Raw genomic sequence first — 16,906 nt, forward strand, 5'->3', positions numbered from 1 at the left:
AATTGTAAGAGGATATTTGAGATTTTTGCAGGATTTGGAGTATTTATTTATACTCAATGAAAATCAAAGAGCAAACTAGGAAACTAGCCGTAGGCTGCTCAAAACACTGTTTTGAGGTTGTAGATAAGACTGACGAAGTCAGCTCAAAGCACTGCTTTGAGGTTGTGGATAGAACTGACGAAGTCAGTCACATACATACGGCAAGGCGACGTTGACGTGGTTTGAAGAGATTTTCGAAGAGTATTAAAAGAAAAAGGACTAGATTTCTCTAGCCTTTCATTTCAATTAGAATTTTTTACGTTTACGAGCTGCTTCTGATTTACGTTTACGTTTTACAGAAGGTTTTTCATAGAATTCACGTTTGCGTGTTTCTTGAAGAGTACCAGCTTTAGTAACCGCACGTTTGAAACGACGAAGTGCGTCGTCAAGAGATTCATTCTTACGTACTACTGTTTTAGACATTTTTTTCACTCCCTTCAAGTTCAATATCTATTTTATTCTACACGTAAAAGGAATAATTGTCAAGCAAAAATGCGGTTTAATTTTGATTTTTTCTTACATTTATACAAGAGTTGAAAGCGTTCAATAGAACATTGCTTTTTATTTTTCAAGTAAGCTGAGCGCTTCAGCATCCGCAATAATGGTCACATCAGGGTGATTTTGGAGGCTACTTGCTGGTAGATTCTCAGTCACCGGTCCTGATACTGTTCCAGCGATGGCTTCTGCTTTTGACTCACCGTAAGCAAAGAGAAGGATAGACTTGGCATCCAAGATATTCTTAATCCCCATTGAAATGGCTTGGGTTGGGACGTCTTCAATCTTGTCAAAGAAACGTGCGTTTGCTTCGATAGTAGACTGGTCCAGTTCGACTAGATGCGTTTGACTGTCAAATGGAGTACCAGGTTCATTAAATCCGATATGTCCATTGCGACCGATTCCCAAGATTTGGAGGTCAACTGGATGGTCAGCCAAAATTTGGTTGTAGCGTTCAACTTCAGCTTCAGCATGATCCTTAACACCACGAGGCAAGAAACTTTCTTTAAATGGTTTTTGGTTGAACAAGTTTTCTTGCATGAAGTGACGGTAAGACTGAGGATTGTCGCCATCAAGACCTACATACTCATCAAGGTTGACACTGGTTAGATTTGAAAAATCAAGGTCACTTTCAACAATTTCCTTGTAAAATTCAAGTGGGCTACTTCCTGTCGCAAGTCCTAGAGTTTGAGCGCCATTTGCCAACTTTTCTTTCAAAATCTCAAAAGCAACTTTTCCACCTTCGATTTGGTTTTCAACTTTAATAACTTTCATCTTTTCATCCTCCATTTCTATCTATATTTATTATATGGTATAGACCAATTTTTGTCAAGTGAAAACGGTTTAATTTCTAAAAAAAGAGCGTCCAAACTTGAAACATGTTATAATGGATAAGATTAGAACTTAGAAAGAATGAACAGATATATGAATACAGCTGATTTTGATTTCCACTTACCCGAGGAATTGATTGCCCAAACACCCCTTGAAAAACGGGATGCTTCTAAACTTCTCATCGTCAACCGTGAGACAGGAGAAATGCAGGATAAACACTTCCACTCTATTATTGATATGCTGGAACCTGGTGATGCCCTTGTCATGAACGACACCCGAGTTCTCCCCGCTCGCCTCTATGGTCAAAAAGAGGAGACAGGAGGTCATGTGGAACTTCTCCTACTCAAAAATACTACTGGAGATGAGTGGGAGGTTCTGGCTAAACCTGCCAAGCGCCTCAAGGTTGGCACTCGCGTCAGCTTTGGTGATGGTCGCCTCAGCGCTGTCGTTACAGAAGAATTGACCCATGGGGGCCGTATTGTCCGCTTCGAATACCAAGGAATTTTCCTAGAAGTTTTGGAAAGTCTGGGAGAAATGCCTCTGCCACCTTATATCCACGAAAAACTGGATGACCGCGAACGCTATCAAACTGTTTACGCCAAGGAAAGTGGCTCTGCTGCAGCACCAACTGCTGGTCTTCACTTCACCAAAGAGCTGCTGGCAGAAATCCAAGCTAAGGGTGTTCATCTAGTCTATCTGACTCTTCATGTCGGACTCGGAACCTTTAGACCCGTTTCAGTTGACAATCTGGACGAACACGAAATGCACTCAGAATTTTACCAACTTTCTGAGGAAGCAGCTGCAACCCTTCGCTCTGTTAAGGAAAATGGTGGTCGCGTCATCGCTGTCGGAACCACTTCTATCCGCACCTTGGAGACTATTGGTTCCAAGTTTGATTGGCAAATCCAAGCAGATTCTGGCTGGACCAATATCTTTATCAAACCTGGCTACGAATGGAAGGTTGTAGATGCCTTTTCAACCAATTTCCACCTGCCAAAATCAACTCTGGTCATGTTAGTTTCTGCCTTTGCAGGCCGTGAATTAGTCTTAGATGCTTACCATCATGCCATCCAAGAACACTACCGCTTCTTTAGTTTTGGCGATGCCATGTTTATTTATTGAGCAAGAATTTCTCTAAATCTTCTAATACCAATAAATCGCTAAGACATTATTTCAAAGAACATCTACAATTGAAACTCTAGCTAGCTGTAGAGGACGCCTAGTACATTGAAATTAAAATGCTTCCCCCTAGCTTCGAAAATATTGCCATATATTACATTGACTCTCCAAATTGTTTCATCTATATTTTATTTCAGCTTCCTATATTTTCTTCGCTGTTTGTAAATCAAAAAGCAAGACACATGAGTAGCACCATATTTGTTACTCTTATCTGTCCTCTCAAGAGACTATTATGAGTTGTTTCAGAATCATTCACTACTTTGACCCTGACTCTCCTTAGTCTCAAAATCAAAGACTTATACTCTTCGAAAATCTCTTCAAACCGCGTCAGCTTCATCCACAACCTCAAAACAGTGTTTTGAGCTGACTTCGTCAGTTCTATCTACAACCTCAAAGCAGTGCGTTGAGCAACCTGCGGCTAGTTTCCTAGTTTGCTCTTTGATTTTCATTGAGTATTAAACAAAAAGTGAACAAACCTGAATTCTAATGTACAGAAGACTAGGCTTGTTCACTTTTTTATAGTCGCTATAAGATGAGCTTATCTATAGCTTTTTATACATAATTATATATTCAGACATACTATTATCAATTTTGTCGCAGGGAGGAATCTATTAACGCACCCATTCACCATTATCATTGACTCTATAGCCATCTATACTTGTATTGACCGCTAGCTCACCCGATGCATTTACATAATACCATTTACCACCAACTTGGAACCATTGATTGGCTTTCATAGAACCGTTGCTGTTGAGGTAGTACCATGAACCATTATTTTGTAGCCAACCTGTCTCCATGGAACCATTATCGTTTAGATAGTACCATGAACCATCAACTTGCTCCCAACCTGTTGCCATGGAACCATTAGAGTTGAGGTAGTACCATGAACCATTCACTTGTACCCAACCTGTTGCCATGGAACCATTAGAGTTGAGGTAGTACCATGAACCATTCACTTGTACCCAACCTGTTGCCATGGAACCATTAGAGTTGAGGTAGTACCATGAACCATTCACTTGTACCCAACCTGTTGCCATGGAACCATCAGTATTATAAAAATACCACATAGCATTTTCTTGTTTCCAGCCTGTTGTTGGAGCAACTGGTTTAGCTGGTTCTACTGCTGCATCTGTTCCTTGATTAGATGTAACAGATCCAGGATACGAAGGAATAGATGATTTCTTAGGAACAACAACTTTTTCAGGTTCTCTCGTCCCTCTCCTTATACGTCTTTTTACCATCTCTTTAGTAATTTGACGAGAAGTAGTTTCTTCAATTGTTCCATCACGTTCATCTACAGTATACATTGTAGTAAGCGTAATTTCACCAATTTCTCCTGCTTCTTCTACTTCTTGACCCTTATCAAGAGTTGGGTCATCGAGATACTCTGTTTCGATTGGAATTACTTTTGTTTCAATGCTATCCTTAGCCGGAACCTTAACGATAATAGGTGTAGCTGCTTTAGTAACCATCTCTGAAACATCTGCTACCGTAATATCGCCTGTCTTAGAATCAACTTTATAACTAGTCGTAACTGTTTTCAGTCCATCTTCGCTTGGAATAGTCGTAGGTTGGCTTCCTCTTGTATGTTCTGGATCCTTTTCATATCTCACTTCCGTAGAAGTTGTAAGTTCAGTTGTTTCAGTCGGCTTTGTTCCAACTTTAACAACTTTCTTAACCATCGCAGTTGTTACTTCACTGGTCTTCTTATCTTCTACTGCCTTACCACCTTCGATTTTATAAGTAGTCGTAATGGTTTCAGTTCCTACCTTACCTGGACGAGTTGGATCATCTTTCTTTTCCCCTTTAACAAGAGTTGGATCTGCTTCATACTCTGTTTCGATTGGAATAGCCTTTGTTTCAATGCTATCCTTAGCCGGAACCTTAACGATAATAGGTGTAGCTGCTTTAGTAACCATCTCTGAAACATCTGCTACCGTAATATCGCCTGTCTTAGAATCAACTTTATAACTAGTCGTAACTGTTTTCAGTCCATCTTCGCTTGGAATAGTCGTAGGTTGGCTTCCTCTTGTATGTTCTGGATCCTTTTCATATCTCACTTCCGTAGAAGTTGTAAGTTCAGTTGTTTCAGTCGGCTTTGTTCCAACTTTAACAACTTTCTTAACCATCGCAGTTGTTACTTCACTGGTCTTCTTATCTTCTACTGCCTTACCACCTTCGATTTTATAAGTAGTCGTAATGGTTTCAGTTCCTACCTTACCTGGACGAGTTGGATCATCTTTCTTTTCCCCTTTAACAAGAGTTGGATCTGCTTCATACTCTGTTTCGATTGGAATAGCCTTTGTTTCAACGCTATCCTTAGCCGGAACCTTAACGATAATAGGTGTAGCTGCTTTAGTAACCATCTCTGAAACATCTGCTACCGTAATATCGCCTGTCTTAGAATCAACTTTATAACTAGTCGTAACTGTTTTCAGTCCATCTTCGCTTGGAATAGTCGTAGGTTGGCTTCCTCTTGTATGTTCTGGATCCTTTTCATATCTCACTTCCGTAGAAGTTGTAAGTTCAGTTGTTTCAGTCGGCTTTGTTCCAACTTTAACAACTTTCTTAACCATCGCAGTTGTTACTTCACTGGTCTTCTTATCTTCTACTGCCTTACCACCTTCGATTTTATAAGTAGTCGTAATGGTTTCAGTTCCTACCTTACCTGGACGAGTTGGATCATCTTTCTTTTCCCCTTTAACAAGAGTTGGATCTGCTTCATACTCTGTTTCGATTGGAATAGCCTTTGTTTCAACGCTATCCTTAGCCGGAACCTTAACGATAATAGGTGTAGCTGCTTTAGTAACCATCTCTGAAACATCTGCTACCGTAATATCGCCTGTCTTAGAATCAACTTTATAACTAGTCGTAACTGTTTTCAGTCCATCTTCGCTTGGAATAGTCGTAGGTTGGCTTCCTCTTGTATGTTCTGGATCCTTTTCATATCTCACTTCCGTAGAAGTTGTAAGTTCAGTTGTTTCAGTCGGCTTTGTTCCAACTTTAACAACTTTCTTAACCATCGCAGTTGTTACTTCACTGGTCTTCTTATCTTCTACTGCCTTACCACCTTCGATTTTATAAGTAGTCGTAATGGTTTCAGTTCCTACCTTACCTGGACGAGTTGGATCATCTTTCTTTTCCCCTTTAGCAAGAGTTGGATCCGCTTCATATTCTGTTTCGATTGGAATTACTTTTGTTTCAACGCTATCCTTAGCCGGAACCTTAACAATAATATTTCCTACTTCATCAACATCAGTCTCCGGTTCCTCTCCTTTACGGCGGGTATCGTCTTTAATAAATGTCACTCCTGTTCCATCAGCATGAACAAAACTTGTATTCAGGATTCCTCCTAAAAATAAAGTTAGCCCGATTATCACAGAACCAAAAATCTTTCCGAGTTTACGTAATGCATAGCGCTTATTGGTATTAGATTTTGCCATTACATCCTCCTTCTAAAATTTACTACTTCTAGTATAGCATCTTTTCTGGCAAATGTTAAATAATATATTTCATATATCAAATAAACTTAGAATGATATATTGATTATTGAACTAACACTTTAACTATATCGTAATCAATCTCATATATAGAGGATTGCAGACATCTTATCCAAATACATGCTAATATATTTAGATACAAACATTCCAACTTGATAATTTTCACTCATCTTTCATCATTCTTTATACAACTATGCAGTAGCAATCGAATAGTTTGCTCATCAGAATGAGACTATTTTAATGTTAGATATTTTGATAGAAAAACATAAATAAAATTGGTGGAATTTAATTCCCTAACTCGATAGAGGATTCTATTTTAAATTTAACAACAGCTAGGATTACACTATAAAAAGCGTATTACCACCTGTTCGACTGGAGAATCTAGTCGATTAGCTCCCTCTTAGTTACAAGCTTAAAGAAGGAACTAGAACATCTGTCTTGTACTAATCAATGTGCTATTTTAAAGTTGTAAATAAACTTGGGATGCCAATTATTGTATTTACAATAAATAGTTGACTTCGATGGAAACAGAAAATAGAATTCAACATTCTTCCCTACTTATACCATAATAAATAAGGTCCGCAAGATAGCCTTTTCTCTCTACACCATTGGTAATAGTTTTTAGATAAGACATTCCAGCCTTTTCCATGACACGACCTGAAGCTGGGTTGAGACTGGCATATCGAGCCCTAACCTTTTGAAATCCTGCTTGAGTAAAACAGAAATCTAAGATAGCTTTTAAGGCCTCTGTCATAAAACCTCGACCCCAATAGTTTTTTCCTAAAACATAACCAATTTCACAAGAAGAATCATTCTCATCTATTGCAACGATACTGATATCTCCTATCACCTGCTCTGGGTCTTCTTTTAGACAAATGGCCCATTTGTAATAGTTGGGATTAGTATAGGAAGCAACCCAATTGCGAATCGAGTTTCGAGTAATTTCGACATCAGGATGGGGATCCCAGGTAACATAGGTCAGATTCTCAGCGGATGAAGCCCAATTTTGAAACATGGCTTCTGCATCACTTTCCACAAATCTTCTTAAAATCAAACGGTCTGTCTGTAATGTTTGCGTACCGATAGATTTCATGATGCTACCTCACTTTCTGATAGATGTTTCTCTGTCCAATCTCCATCGAAACTTGTTTTGCTTTTGAATTTCAAGGTAATAAGCTAAAAAGGTCCACTGGACCTTCCTCGCTTACCTGTTTCCATGCTCGGGGTAAAAAGATTAAACTCAGTGACAGCTAGAAAATGAGTTTTTCATATAATTTCTTGACGCAGTCGCTGTCTGGTTTGAAATGCGCTTTCCCAAGCTTTTTCAAACCTAGTCATCGTTGCGGGGGTGAGACTACGAAATCGAACTCTTCGAGTTACCGAACCTTCTCTCACTTTCTTATTTCAAGGTGAGAGGCTGAAAACCTCCACTGGAGGTTTTTCTTGCTTTTTAATTTCAGGGCAAGAAGCTAAAAAGTCCCCCGGACCTTTTTACTCCCAAAAGTCATCAAAGACGGTGATTGGTAGGTGGCGTTTGTGTTGGCCTTTGTGCCACCAGTTTTCGATTCTTGCTTGGGCTTCTGGGTTAATTGTTTTGCCTTCTAGGTAGTCGTCAATCTCTTCATAGGTGACTCCGAGGGCTACTTCGTCAGCTAAGCCTGGTTTGTCTTCTTCTAGGTCTGCTGTTGGGATTTTTTCATAAAGGGCTGGATCTGCACCAAGTTCCTTCAAGAGTTGTTTTCCTTGACGTTTATTGAGGCGGTAAAGAGGGAGAATATCCGCACCACCGTCACCAAACTTGGTAAAGAAACCTGTGATATTTTCCGCGGCGTGGTCTGTTCCAATGACCGCTCCGCTATGGGAACCAGCAAGGGCATACTGAGCAATCATACGGCAACGTGCCTTGATATTGCCCTTGTTAAAATCTGAAACAGGACTACCTGTCGCTTCAACTGCTGCCGTCATGGCGTCAGCTGATTCCTTGATATTGACGACTAAACTGACATCTGGTTGGATGAATGCTAAGGCTTTTTGAGCATCTGCTTCATCAGCTTGCACTCCATAAGGCAGGCGGACAGCGATAAATTTATAGCTGTCGTCTCCCGTTTCTGCTCGCAGTTCTTCCATAGCTAATTGGGCCAAGCGCCCTGCCAAGGTTGAGTCCTGCCCTCCAGAAATTCCTAGTACAAAGGTTTTTAGGAAAGGATGTTTTTTCAGGTATCTCTTTAAGAAATCAATGGAACGACGGATTTCTTCCTGGGCATCAATCACTGGTTTCACGCCCAGTTCTTGGATAATCGCTTCTTGCAAACTCATTCTTCTTCTCCTTCACCAAGGGCTTCCTTGCGCATCTTATCAATCAAGTCCATCTTGTCTTGCCATACATCACGCGCCAAATCTACTGGATAATGTTGCGGATTGAGCACGCGCTTGTACTCATCCCAAAGCTTGTCAAATTCCTTACGAGCATAGTCCTGAATCTCAGTCAAGCTAGGCAGATTGTAAATCAATTTTCCGTCTTTAAAGATATCCACCAAGAGAGGCACGGCATCAAAATTACGAACGGTCTTCTTGATATAAGTATAGGTCGGATGGAACATCTTGATTTCTGTCATGCTGGCAACATCTACGCCATCATAAGTGATGTAGTCGCCCTCTGACTTGCCTTTTTCACGACTGGTAATGCGCCACACCTGCTTCTTACCTGGCGTCGACACTTTTTCCGCATTATTTGACAGCTTGATGGTATTACGCATCTGGCCATTTTCATCTTCGATTGCAACAATCTTGTAAACTGCACCAAGAGCTGGCTGGTCATAGGCTGTAATCAGCTTAGTACCTACTCCCCAAACATCAATCTTAGCATGTTGCATTTTGAGGTTAAGGATGGTATTTTCATCAAGGTCATTTGATGCATAAATCTTAGCATCAGTAAATCCTGCCTCGTCCAGTTGTTGACGAACTTTTTTAGAAATATAGGCAATGTCTCCAGAGTCAATGCGGACACCAAGGAAATTAATCTGGTCACCCAGCTCACGCGCCACCTGAATGGCAGCGGGTACCCCAATTCGAAGTGTGTCATAGGTATCCACAAGAAAGACGCAATTTTTATGGGTCGCAGCATAAGCCTTGAAAGCCTCATAATCATTACCATAAACCTGCACCAAGGAATGGGCGTGAGTCCCCAAGACAGGAATATCAAAGAGTTTACCAGCACGCACATTGCTGGTTCCATTGGCACCACCAATCACCGCTGCGCGTGTTCCCCAGATGGCCGCATCCATTTCTTGAGCCCGACGTGTCCCAAACTCCATCAAAGGCTCATCTTCAATGACTGAACGAATACGAGCTGCCTTAGTCGCCACCAAGGTCTGGTAGTTGACAATATTCAAAAGGGCCGTTTCGACCAATTGACATTGGGCTAGAGGACCTTCCACCTGCACAATCGGTTCATTAGCAAAAACCAAGTCCCCTTCTTGGGCAGAACGAACGGTCAACTCCAACTTGAAATTGCGGAGATAGTCCAAGAATGCTCCATGATAGCCTAGCAACTCCAAATAGGCAATATCACTATCTGAAAAACGCAAGTCTTCAAGATAATTCACAATTCTTTCCAAACCAGCAAAAACCGCATAGCCGTTCTTAAAAGGCTGTTGGCGGAAATAAACCTCAAAGACCGCCTTTTTATTGTGAATCCCTTGGTCAAAGTAAACCTGCATCATGTTAATCTGGTACAAGTCCGTGTGCAATGTCAAACTATCATCTGGATACATACTTTTCCTACTTCCTTAACTAGAAATACATGAAAATTTTCAAAAACTTTCAAGCATTTCAATAAATTAGTACTATTATATCACATTTTACCTGTATTGAGAAAAGAGTAACAAGCTATTCTCTACTCTCCAGTTCATCCATATCTTGTTCAAACTTTTTCTGAGCCCATTCACCATAGCTCTTCAGACCAAGATTGCCGATAAAAACCCAAGGAAGGTAAAGGACATAAGTAATTGCCCAAGCAGACAGGTATTTAACGTTCAAAGGATTGTGCTGATAAATTTCTATGTTGAATTGATAATTCTGTAACATCAAAAGAGCCGTAATAGCCAATGTTAGGAAAAAACAACCCAAAATCGTAAAATGAAAACGACTATAGTAGGTCACTCCCAGATAACGGGCACGGTTGAAAAAGAAGAAAATTCCTACTATCAGAGTATAGACTAGAAAATTCGGATTAAAAAGAGAGGGAGCTAATACAGCCACCAAATAGCTTAGAAGCACAAGTCCAATGAAGAGGGAAAAGGATTCTGCCCCAGCTTTATTGATTAGTTGTTCTTCTCTTTCGTCAAGTAATTGATAATGAATGAATTTATTTACCATCTTCTTCCTCCCAAAATAGTTGGTCTAGGGTTTTCCCTAAACATCTGCAAATGGACTGGCAGAGCGAGAGACTGGGATTATATTTTCCCGCCTCTATCAAACCAATAGTCTGGCGCGTCACCCCAACAGCCTCTGCCAGTTGACCTTGAGTTAAATCAAGCTCTACACGAGCTAATTTTAATTTTAAATTTTTAGCCACTTGCGTCCTCCTTTTAATTTTAAAAAGTTGCGCCTCTTTTTAACAACATTATATCATATATCCAACTTAATGCAATATATAAATGTCATTTTGTAAAATTTTATTAACAAAAAACCTCTACCACATAAATGATAAAGAGTTTTCTGCTTATTCAATTTTTTTCAAAATATCGACGACATCACTTCTTTGTTTAATTTGATAGGCTTTGGATACCTAGCTCCGACTTTATCACTTAAAAAATAAAAAAGGACAGCTAATCCCTTGCACATCAAGGGATTTCGCCATTCTTTAATCTCGTTTAAGTGTTGTATATGGAGCTTTGCATAATTTTTTAAAACTAAACAACTACATTAAGCACGAACTGTGACGCTAGTTCCATCTTCTTTGTAGAGATTGATGAGTCCTTCTTTTAATGCACGAACCATGTCTCCTGCTTGAACAGGTTGAGGCACCTTAATAGTCAATAGTTCCATTGGATTTGGAGCACGGTCGATTTTATTGCCTTTGGCATCGTGAAGATCCTCAATATAGGTTTCAAAATGACGGAAACCTGGTCCATAAAACTCAACTTGATCGCCTTCGTTGATGACATTCCGTTGACGAATGGTTGCCGTTTGAGTCGCATCATCATAAGAAACCACTTCAGCGACAAACTTATACTCAGGAATTTTACGACGCGCACCAAACAACTGCTCATTTTCAGATGGTGTACCATAGTAAAATCCTGTAGCCAGTTCACGTTGGGCAACCTTCCACATCTCGTCCACCAAGTCTTGTTTGATAGCTTCAAACTTTTCAGGACTTTCAAGATAGGCATCCACAGCCGCCTTGTAGCAGTTGGTTACTGTTGATACGTAGTGAATAGACTTCATACGTCCTTCGATTTTTAGACTGTCCACACCATTTTCAATCATATCTGGAATGTGGTCAATCATAGACATGTCAACGGCTGACATTGAAAATTCTTCTGGAATCTCACCCTGCAAACTCTTACGTTCTTTCCCAAATGGCATGTCGTAAAGGTCGTATTTCCAACGGCATGACTGAGAACATCCACCACGGTTGGCATCACGCATACTCATGTGGTTTGAAAGAGTACAACGTCCAGAGTATGAAATACACATAGCTCCATGGACAAAGGCTTCAATTTCAACATCTGTACGTTTGCGGATTTCAGCTAATTCTTCCATTGAAACCTCACGCGCTAAAACGACACGAGTCAAGCCTAGCTCTTTCCAGAACTCAAGGGTTTCATAGTTAGTGGCACTGGCTTGGGTAGAAAGGTGGATTTCAAGGCCTGGTGCTTCAGTCGCTGCAATCATAATCAAGGCTGGGTCAGATACTATAACTGCTGCAATGCCGATATCACGCAGTTTACGGAACCACTCACCAGCACCAGCTTCATTTCCTTCGTGCATAACCATATTAGCCGCTACATAGACCTTGGCACCATACTTGGCCGCAAACTGGACACCTTCTTCCATCTGTTCGAAAGTAAAGTTTCCGGCACGGCTACGAAGACCATAGGCCTGACCACCGATAAAGACAGCATCTGCTCCATACTGAACAGCTACTTTTAGCTTCTCTAAAGTCCCTGCAGGTGATAAAACCTCAGGACGTTTTAATATTTTTGTCATGTTTTCTCCTATTTGCAATATAAAAGTTTGACGTTTTTCCTTCTCATTTTATAGTAAATAAGCCATAAAATCAAGCCTAGACAGATTGTTTTGACAATTCTAATCTTTTAAACTTTGCATAATAACTGTTAAACTGTCGAAAATTAACCCAGTTTTAACAGGTAGTCAAAAAGTCTAGAAAAGTAAAAACCAGTACCCAAAGATACTGGTTCATTAAACTACATAAATTAGTCCTTAGATGACTATTCCCATTCTATTGTTTTCTAAATTGATAAGGTTTGATATAGTTTAAAATTAAGGATTTATACTAGTTATTTTTATAATAATTTATTAGAATTAATTTCTATTGTTTGCAGAGTTGAAATTAATGTGTAACAAAAACACAACATTTTTTGTATAATAGTATTAGTAATAAAAAGGTGGTGATATAGTAAGATTAGCTGTTAGACTAGCAATAGAAACACGAAATAGTATCGATGCTCTAAAAAAGAAATAAAAGCAACTGGAGAATTTGATAATCTTCATCTTACTAATGGGTTTGTCGTAAATCAAGCTTATTTAGATTCTAAAAAAATTACTGCTGAACAAAACTGGGATAAAGTATTAAAATTTGGGTCTCAAGTTGAAGAACGAAGTGCCCCAAAAACTCGAACTGATTTACAAGTAAATCAAACTACTATTGATGATATTGCTGAGTTAAAAAAGATTTTACCTCTATATACAGAAACAAATTATGTAACCACTTCTTTTGTTATCAGAATGATAGTGAGGGGTTCTCTTTTAGTGCGTCACGGAAAAATTTAGGCTTCAAGCCTATTTTTTTTATTTCAATTTTATGTGTCGACAAAACACGACACTTATTTTATAACAGTGGCGTGAAATAATTACAACACTGAAATTATATAAAGGAGAACTAACAATGATTAGACCAATTTTGAATGCAGAATGCATTTATTTGACTATTTTTTGTAGTGTTAAATATTTTATGCGTTTAACTTTACATTTTAGGAAGAGGAGAAGTTTATAATCAGTTTTTGAAGAAAAAAGTATAAAAAATGCTATAATAGAATACATATAGTAGGGGAGGAGAATTACAATTGTTACCTAAAAAAATTATCACACCTAAAGTACCACCTATTAAAATCCAAGGAATAAAAACTAAATTAGTTCCATTTATTGCTGAATCAATAAAGTGGGATGGTAAAGGAACATACTTTGAACCATTTATGGGATCTGGTGTAGTAGGTTTTAATTTAGAACCACAGAAGGCTATTTTTAGTGACACTAATCCCTATATCATTCAATTTTACAAAGATATTCAATCAAAGAAGATTACTGCTCAAACAGTTAGAACTTTTTTAGAAAATGAAGCAACTAAATTATCTAGTACTCCGGCTGATAAGACATCTTATTACTATGAGGTTAGAGATAGATTTAATAAAGAACATAGCTCTTTAGATTTTTTATTTTTACAACGTTCCAATTTTAATGGAATGATACGTTTTAATAATAAAGGTAATTATAATGTTCCTTTTGGACGAAAACCAGAGAGATTTCAAAAAGCATTGATTACAAAAATTGTAAATCAAGTTTCATGGATTGAAAAAATAATGAAGGGTAAAGATTGGGAATTTATCTGTATTCCTTTCACTAAAGCATTTGAGATGATGGGAGAAAATGACTTTGTTTATTTAGACCCTCCGTACATTGATCGATATGATGGATATTATGATTCTTGGAGTGAAGAATACGCGACATTACTCGCAGAACTTACTCAAAAAGGAAAAGCAGGATACGCCTTTAGTATGTGGTACGAAAATCAGTATAGAAAAAATACCCACATGGAAAAATGGACGGATGGAAAGTTGTTAACTACTGAACATTTTTATCACTTAGGAGCAAAGGAATCTAATCGAAATAAAATGATAGAAGCCCTAGTAATAAGTGAATCTAATTCAAACCTAAATGAAGTGCATCCTGAACAAGAGCAAATTAGCCTTTTTGAAATATAAAAAATAGAGCGAACTGCTCTATTTTTTATCAAATGTTTCCTCGTACTGAGATAGATAATCTGAATATAATTGTTTTAATTCTAGCGATTTAGGTTCATCTGTTTTAGAAAGCCAATCAAAATATCCTTCAAGATTATTATATAAAGATTGTTTTACCTTTTGGGTATCAGTATATCTTGGGTAATGTTTCCAATAATCTTTAAACACATCATCTCCTAAAACGGAGAAAGGGCCTGCACCATAAACAAAAGGCTTAATGGATGTTGAAGTAATTGTTCCAATATTATCGGTATTTCCACTACCTTTCTTATCACCACATATTCTATACTTTTCTTGAACAAACATTTCTATATTTTTATATGCAGGAATTATAGAATCTAATTTCTCAAAATTAACTTTTCCAGTAGTTGGTTTCGTCTCTCGAGTATAGACAACACCTAAAATATAATGACCGTCATAATCAGAGTAATGACCTACAATATTCTTTGTTCCATTTCTCATAAAACTTGTAAAACTACCTCCAGTAAAGCCAAATTTCGTATTTTCGCTTCTTCTGTAAGTAGTTTTTATATCGATGGCAATTTTTCGCCCATCTTGCTTTTTAAAATAAAAATCAGGGTATACAGTTTGTTTTTCAGATTCATGTAAAGTATAGCCCAATTCATTGGCTGAACGTTGCAATGCTTCAAAAGCTATAACTTCAAACAATCTACCTATAATCTTTGAATCACTCCCAAACGTGTAGATTTCCTTCTTTTTGTTTATAAAACCAACGAGTTCCCATTCATTTTCATTTTTTGGTAAATACTTAGCAATAGTATCAATTATTTTATCTGTATAAGGTGTCATTTACTCAGCTCCTTTGTTTGCGAATTGTTTGCGATTATTTAATTAAAGGCTCTGAAACATTGATTTCAAAGCCTTTTTATTGTAATTTTTCCTACTCCCACTCTACTGTTGCAGGTGGTTTACTTGTAATATCGTAGACGATGCGGTTAACGTGGTCCACTTCGTTTACGATACGTACTGAGATTTTTTGAAGGACTTCCCAAGGAATTTTGGCAAAGTCAGCAGTCATACCATCAATAGAGGTGATGGCACGGATTGCAATCGTGTAGTCGTACGTACGACCGTCACCCATAACACCAACTGAACGAACGCCTGTGTTAACAGTGAAGTATTGCCAGATATCACGGTCAAGACCTGCTTTAGCAATTTCTTCACGAAGGATAGCATCTGACTCACGAACGGTTTCTAGTTTCTCTTCAGTAATTTCACCCATGACACGGATAGCAAGACCTGGTCCTGGGAATGGTTGGCGCCATACGATGTGGTCTGGCATACCAAGCTCTGTACCTAGGGCACGAACTTCGTCCTTGTAAAGAGTGTTGAGTGGTTCAATCAATTCAAACTGCATGTCTTCTGGAAGACCACCCACATTGTGGTGTGACTTGATAGTTTGAGCTGTATCCGTACCAGACTCGATAACATCTGTATAAAGAGTTCCTTGAGCAAGGAATTTCACATCTTTGAGCTTGCTTGCTTCGTCATCGAATACATAGACAAACTCGTTACCGATGATTTTACGTTTTTGTTCAGGGTCAGAAACGCCAGCAAGTTTGTCAAGGAAACGTTTTGCAGCATCTGCTTTGACGATATTCAAACCAAACTTACCACCAAGCATGTCCATAACTTGATCCGCTTCTCCTTTACGAAGAAGACCGTGGTCCACGAAGATACAGATCAATTGATCACCAATCGCTTTTTGGAGAAGAACTCCAACAACTGAAGAGTCAACCCCACCTGATAGACCAAGAAGGACACGTTTATCACCGACTGTTTCACGGATTTTTTGGATCTGCATATCAATGAAGTTATCCATTGTCCAGTCGCCTTTAGCCTTACAGATGTTAAGAGCAAAGTTACGAAGGATATCATTTCCGTATACAGAATGACGGACTTCTGGATGGAATTGGATACCGTAAATGTGTTTATCTGGGTTTTCGATGGCTGCGTATGGGCAGTCAGCTGATGTACCTGTACGAACAAAGTCAGCAGGAATTTCAGTAACCGCATCACCATGGCTCATCAAAACAGTCTGTTCATCAGGTGTTGATTCAAAAAGAGCTGATGGTGTGTGTGTAAGAGTTGATTGACCGTATTCACGATTTCCAGCATCACCTGCAGGGACAACTTTTCCTCCAAGTTTATGGGTCAATAACTGCATACCGTAACAGATTCCCAAAATTGGAATTCCGAGTTCGAAGATTTCTGGGTCAATATCAAATGAACCATCTTCGTATACAGAGTTTGGACCACCTGATAGGATAATTCCTACAGGATTGATTTCACGAACTTCAGCAGCTGAAATTTTATGGCTTTTTAGTTCTGAAAAAACACCAATCTCACGGATACGGCGTGAAATCAGCTGGTTGTACTGGCTACCATAGTCCAGCACGATGATTTTTTCTACATCTTGCAAATCAGTTGAAATGTTGCTCATCTTTTTCCTTTCTCAAAAGAAATATCTTTTTTCAATATTCTATCACAAATAAGGGCGAATTACCAACTAAACAAGGCGAAGATTGACTTTTTCTAGTTTATTGAGGTACAATAGAGAAAAGATAGAAATGAAGT

15 protein-coding genes and 1 pseudogene are annotated in these 16,906 nt (G+C 38.7%); 3 read left to right on the forward strand and 13 right to left on the reverse strand.

Going from position 1 to position 16,906, the window contains the following annotated elements; translation table 11 throughout:
• Positions 1-56 precede the first annotated feature (56 nt).
• Complete coding sequence (locus OC530_RS05300; protein WP_240149591.1) at positions 57-215, forward strand: hypothetical protein; 159 nt, start codon at positions 57-59, stop codon at positions 213-215.
• Between the two features lie 70 nt (positions 216-285).
• Here the strand turns inward: OC530_RS05300 and rpsU are convergent, their stop codons facing one another.
• Both rpsU and OC530_RS05310 read right to left on the reverse strand, forming a co-directional pair.
• Entirely contained in the window at positions 286-462 is a 177-nt protein-coding gene (gene rpsU / locus OC530_RS05305; protein WP_000048054.1) for a 30S ribosomal protein S21, read from the reverse strand.
• 138 nt (positions 463-600) lie between these two features.
• Positions 601-1,308, reverse strand: coding sequence for a glucosamine-6-phosphate deaminase (locus OC530_RS05310; protein ID WP_000864588.1), 708 nt, complete (start codon positions 1,306-1,308; stop codon positions 601-603).
• A 150-nt stretch (positions 1,309-1,458) separates the two neighbouring features.
• Between OC530_RS05310 and queA the strand changes: the two genes are divergently transcribed.
• The gene (queA, locus tag OC530_RS05315; protein ID WP_173214177.1) at positions 1,459-2,487 is read left to right on the forward strand and encodes a tRNA preQ1(34) S-adenosylmethionine ribosyltransferase-isomerase QueA; all 1,029 of its coding nucleotides are present in this window, start codon (positions 1,459-1,461) and stop codon (positions 2,485-2,487) included.
• A 374-nt stretch (positions 2,488-2,861) separates the two neighbouring features.
• On the opposite strand, the gene OC530_RS05320 is transcribed toward queA, so the two are convergent.
• From OC530_RS05320 to OC530_RS05360, 9 genes and pseudogenes are all read right to left on the reverse strand, one after another.
• A complete protein-coding gene (locus tag OC530_RS05320) occupies positions 2,862-2,993 on the reverse strand; it encodes a hypothetical protein (RefSeq protein ID WP_262080232.1) in 132 nt (43 codons plus the stop codon).
• A 162-nt stretch (positions 2,994-3,155) separates the two neighbouring features.
• Positions 3,156-5,567 carry a G5 domain-containing protein gene (locus OC530_RS05330; RefSeq protein WP_398599685.1) on the reverse strand — a complete coding sequence of 804 codons (2,412 nt, stop codon included), beginning with the start codon at positions 5,565-5,567 and terminating at the stop codon, positions 3,156-3,158.
• Positions 5,547-5,987 (reverse strand): annotated as a pseudogene (locus OC530_RS10240) (G5 domain-containing protein); the annotation flags it as partial. The pseudogene OC530_RS10240 and the gene OC530_RS05330, both read right to left, overlap by 21 nt.
• Positions 5,988-6,585: 598 nt before the next feature.
• Complete coding sequence (locus tag OC530_RS05335; protein WP_262080234.1) at positions 6,586-7,137, reverse strand: GNAT family N-acetyltransferase; 552 nt, start codon at positions 7,135-7,137, stop codon at positions 6,586-6,588.
• 398 nt (positions 7,138-7,535) lie between these two features.
• Positions 7,536-8,360, reverse strand: coding sequence for an ammonia-dependent NAD(+) synthetase (gene nadE, locus OC530_RS05340; RefSeq protein WP_262080236.1), 825 nt, complete (start codon positions 8,358-8,360; stop codon positions 7,536-7,538).
• Positions 8,357-9,817 carry a nicotinate phosphoribosyltransferase gene (locus OC530_RS05345; protein WP_173306961.1) on the reverse strand — a complete coding sequence of 487 codons (1,461 nt, stop codon included), beginning with the start codon at positions 9,815-9,817 and terminating at the stop codon, positions 8,357-8,359. Before OC530_RS05345 ends, nadE begins: the two co-directional genes overlap by 4 nt.
• Before the next feature lie 115 nt (positions 9,818-9,932).
• The gene (locus tag OC530_RS05350; RefSeq protein ID WP_262080239.1) at positions 9,933-10,421 is read right to left on the reverse strand and encodes a DUF6773 family protein; all 489 of its coding nucleotides are present in this window, start codon (positions 10,419-10,421) and stop codon (positions 9,933-9,935) included.
• Positions 10,411-10,620 (reverse strand): helix-turn-helix transcriptional regulator, encoded by a 210-nt coding sequence (locus tag OC530_RS05355; RefSeq protein ID WP_001107500.1) that lies wholly within the window; start codon positions 10,618-10,620, stop codon positions 10,411-10,413. Before OC530_RS05355 ends, OC530_RS05350 begins: the two co-directional genes overlap by 11 nt.
• A gap of 350 nt (positions 10,621-10,970) precedes the next feature.
• Complete coding sequence (locus tag OC530_RS05360; RefSeq protein WP_262080242.1) at positions 10,971-12,257, reverse strand: U32 family peptidase; 1,287 nt, start codon at positions 12,255-12,257, stop codon at positions 10,971-10,973.
• Between the two features lie 1,097 nt (positions 12,258-13,354).
• On the opposite strand from OC530_RS05360, the gene OC530_RS05365 reads away from it, so the two are divergent.
• A complete protein-coding gene (locus tag OC530_RS05365) occupies positions 13,355-14,269 on the forward strand; it encodes a Dam family site-specific DNA-(adenine-N6)-methyltransferase (protein ID WP_050242102.1) in 915 nt (304 codons plus the stop codon).
• Positions 14,270-14,287: 18 nt separating this feature from the next.
• Here OC530_RS05365 and OC530_RS05370 read toward each other — a convergent pair whose 3' ends face one another.
• Positions 14,288-15,118 (reverse strand): type II restriction endonuclease, encoded by an 831-nt coding sequence (locus OC530_RS05370; protein ID WP_173213653.1) that lies wholly within the window; start codon positions 15,116-15,118, stop codon positions 14,288-14,290.
• A 91-nt stretch (positions 15,119-15,209) separates the two neighbouring features.
• Positions 15,210-16,772, reverse strand: a complete 1,563-nt coding sequence (gene guaA / locus OC530_RS05375; RefSeq protein WP_000065714.1) for a glutamine-hydrolyzing GMP synthase — start codon at positions 16,770-16,772, stop codon at positions 15,210-15,212.
• Between the last annotated feature and the right edge of the window lie 134 nt (positions 16,773-16,906).

Source organism: Streptococcus sp. Marseille-Q5619, from assembly GCF_946901205.1.
Lineage (GTDB): Bacteria > Bacillota > Bacilli > Lactobacillales > Streptococcaceae > Streptococcus.

What these genes read in the sequence shown, in the direction of transcription:
- OC530_RS05300 (WP_240149591.1), top strand. Translation starts at nt 57, where the DNA reads ATGAAAATCAAAGAGCAAACTAGGAAACTAGCCGTAGGCTGCTCAAAA.
- rpsU (WP_000048054.1), bottom strand. Translation starts at nt 462, where the DNA reads ATGTCTAAAACAGTAGTACGTAAGAATGAATCTCTTGACGACGCACTT.
- OC530_RS05310 (WP_000864588.1), bottom strand. Translation starts at nt 1,308, where the DNA reads ATGAAAGTTATTAAAGTTGAAAACCAAATCGAAGGTGGAAAAGTTGCT.
- queA (WP_173214177.1), top strand. Translation starts at nt 1,459, where the DNA reads ATGAATACAGCTGATTTTGATTTCCACTTACCCGAGGAATTGATTGCC.
- OC530_RS05320 (WP_262080232.1), bottom strand. Translation starts at nt 2,993, where the DNA reads ATGAAAATCAAAGAGCAAACTAGGAAACTAGCCGCAGGTTGCTCAACG.
- OC530_RS05330 (WP_398599685.1), bottom strand. Translation starts at nt 5,567, where the DNA reads ATGGTTAAGAAAGTTGTTAAAGTTGGAACAAAGCCGACTGAAACAACT.
- OC530_RS05335 (WP_262080234.1), bottom strand. Translation starts at nt 7,137, where the DNA reads ATGAAATCTATCGGTACGCAAACATTACAGACAGACCGTTTGATTTTA.
- nadE (WP_262080236.1), bottom strand. Translation starts at nt 8,360, where the DNA reads ATGAGTTTGCAAGAAGCGATTATCCAAGAACTGGGCGTGAAACCAGTG.
- OC530_RS05345 (WP_173306961.1), bottom strand. Translation starts at nt 9,817, where the DNA reads ATGTATCCAGATGATAGTTTGACATTGCACACGGACTTGTACCAGATT.
- OC530_RS05350 (WP_262080239.1), bottom strand. Translation starts at nt 10,421, where the DNA reads ATGGTAAATAAATTCATTCATTATCAATTACTTGACGAAAGAGAAGAA.
- OC530_RS05360 (WP_262080242.1), bottom strand. Translation starts at nt 12,257, where the DNA reads ATGACAAAAATATTAAAACGTCCTGAGGTTTTATCACCTGCAGGGACT.
- OC530_RS05370 (WP_173213653.1), bottom strand. Translation starts at nt 15,118, where the DNA reads ATGACACCTTATACAGATAAAATAATTGATACTATTGCTAAGTATTTA.
- guaA (WP_000065714.1), bottom strand. Translation starts at nt 16,772, where the DNA reads ATGAGCAACATTTCAACTGATTTGCAAGATGTAGAAAAAATCATCGTG.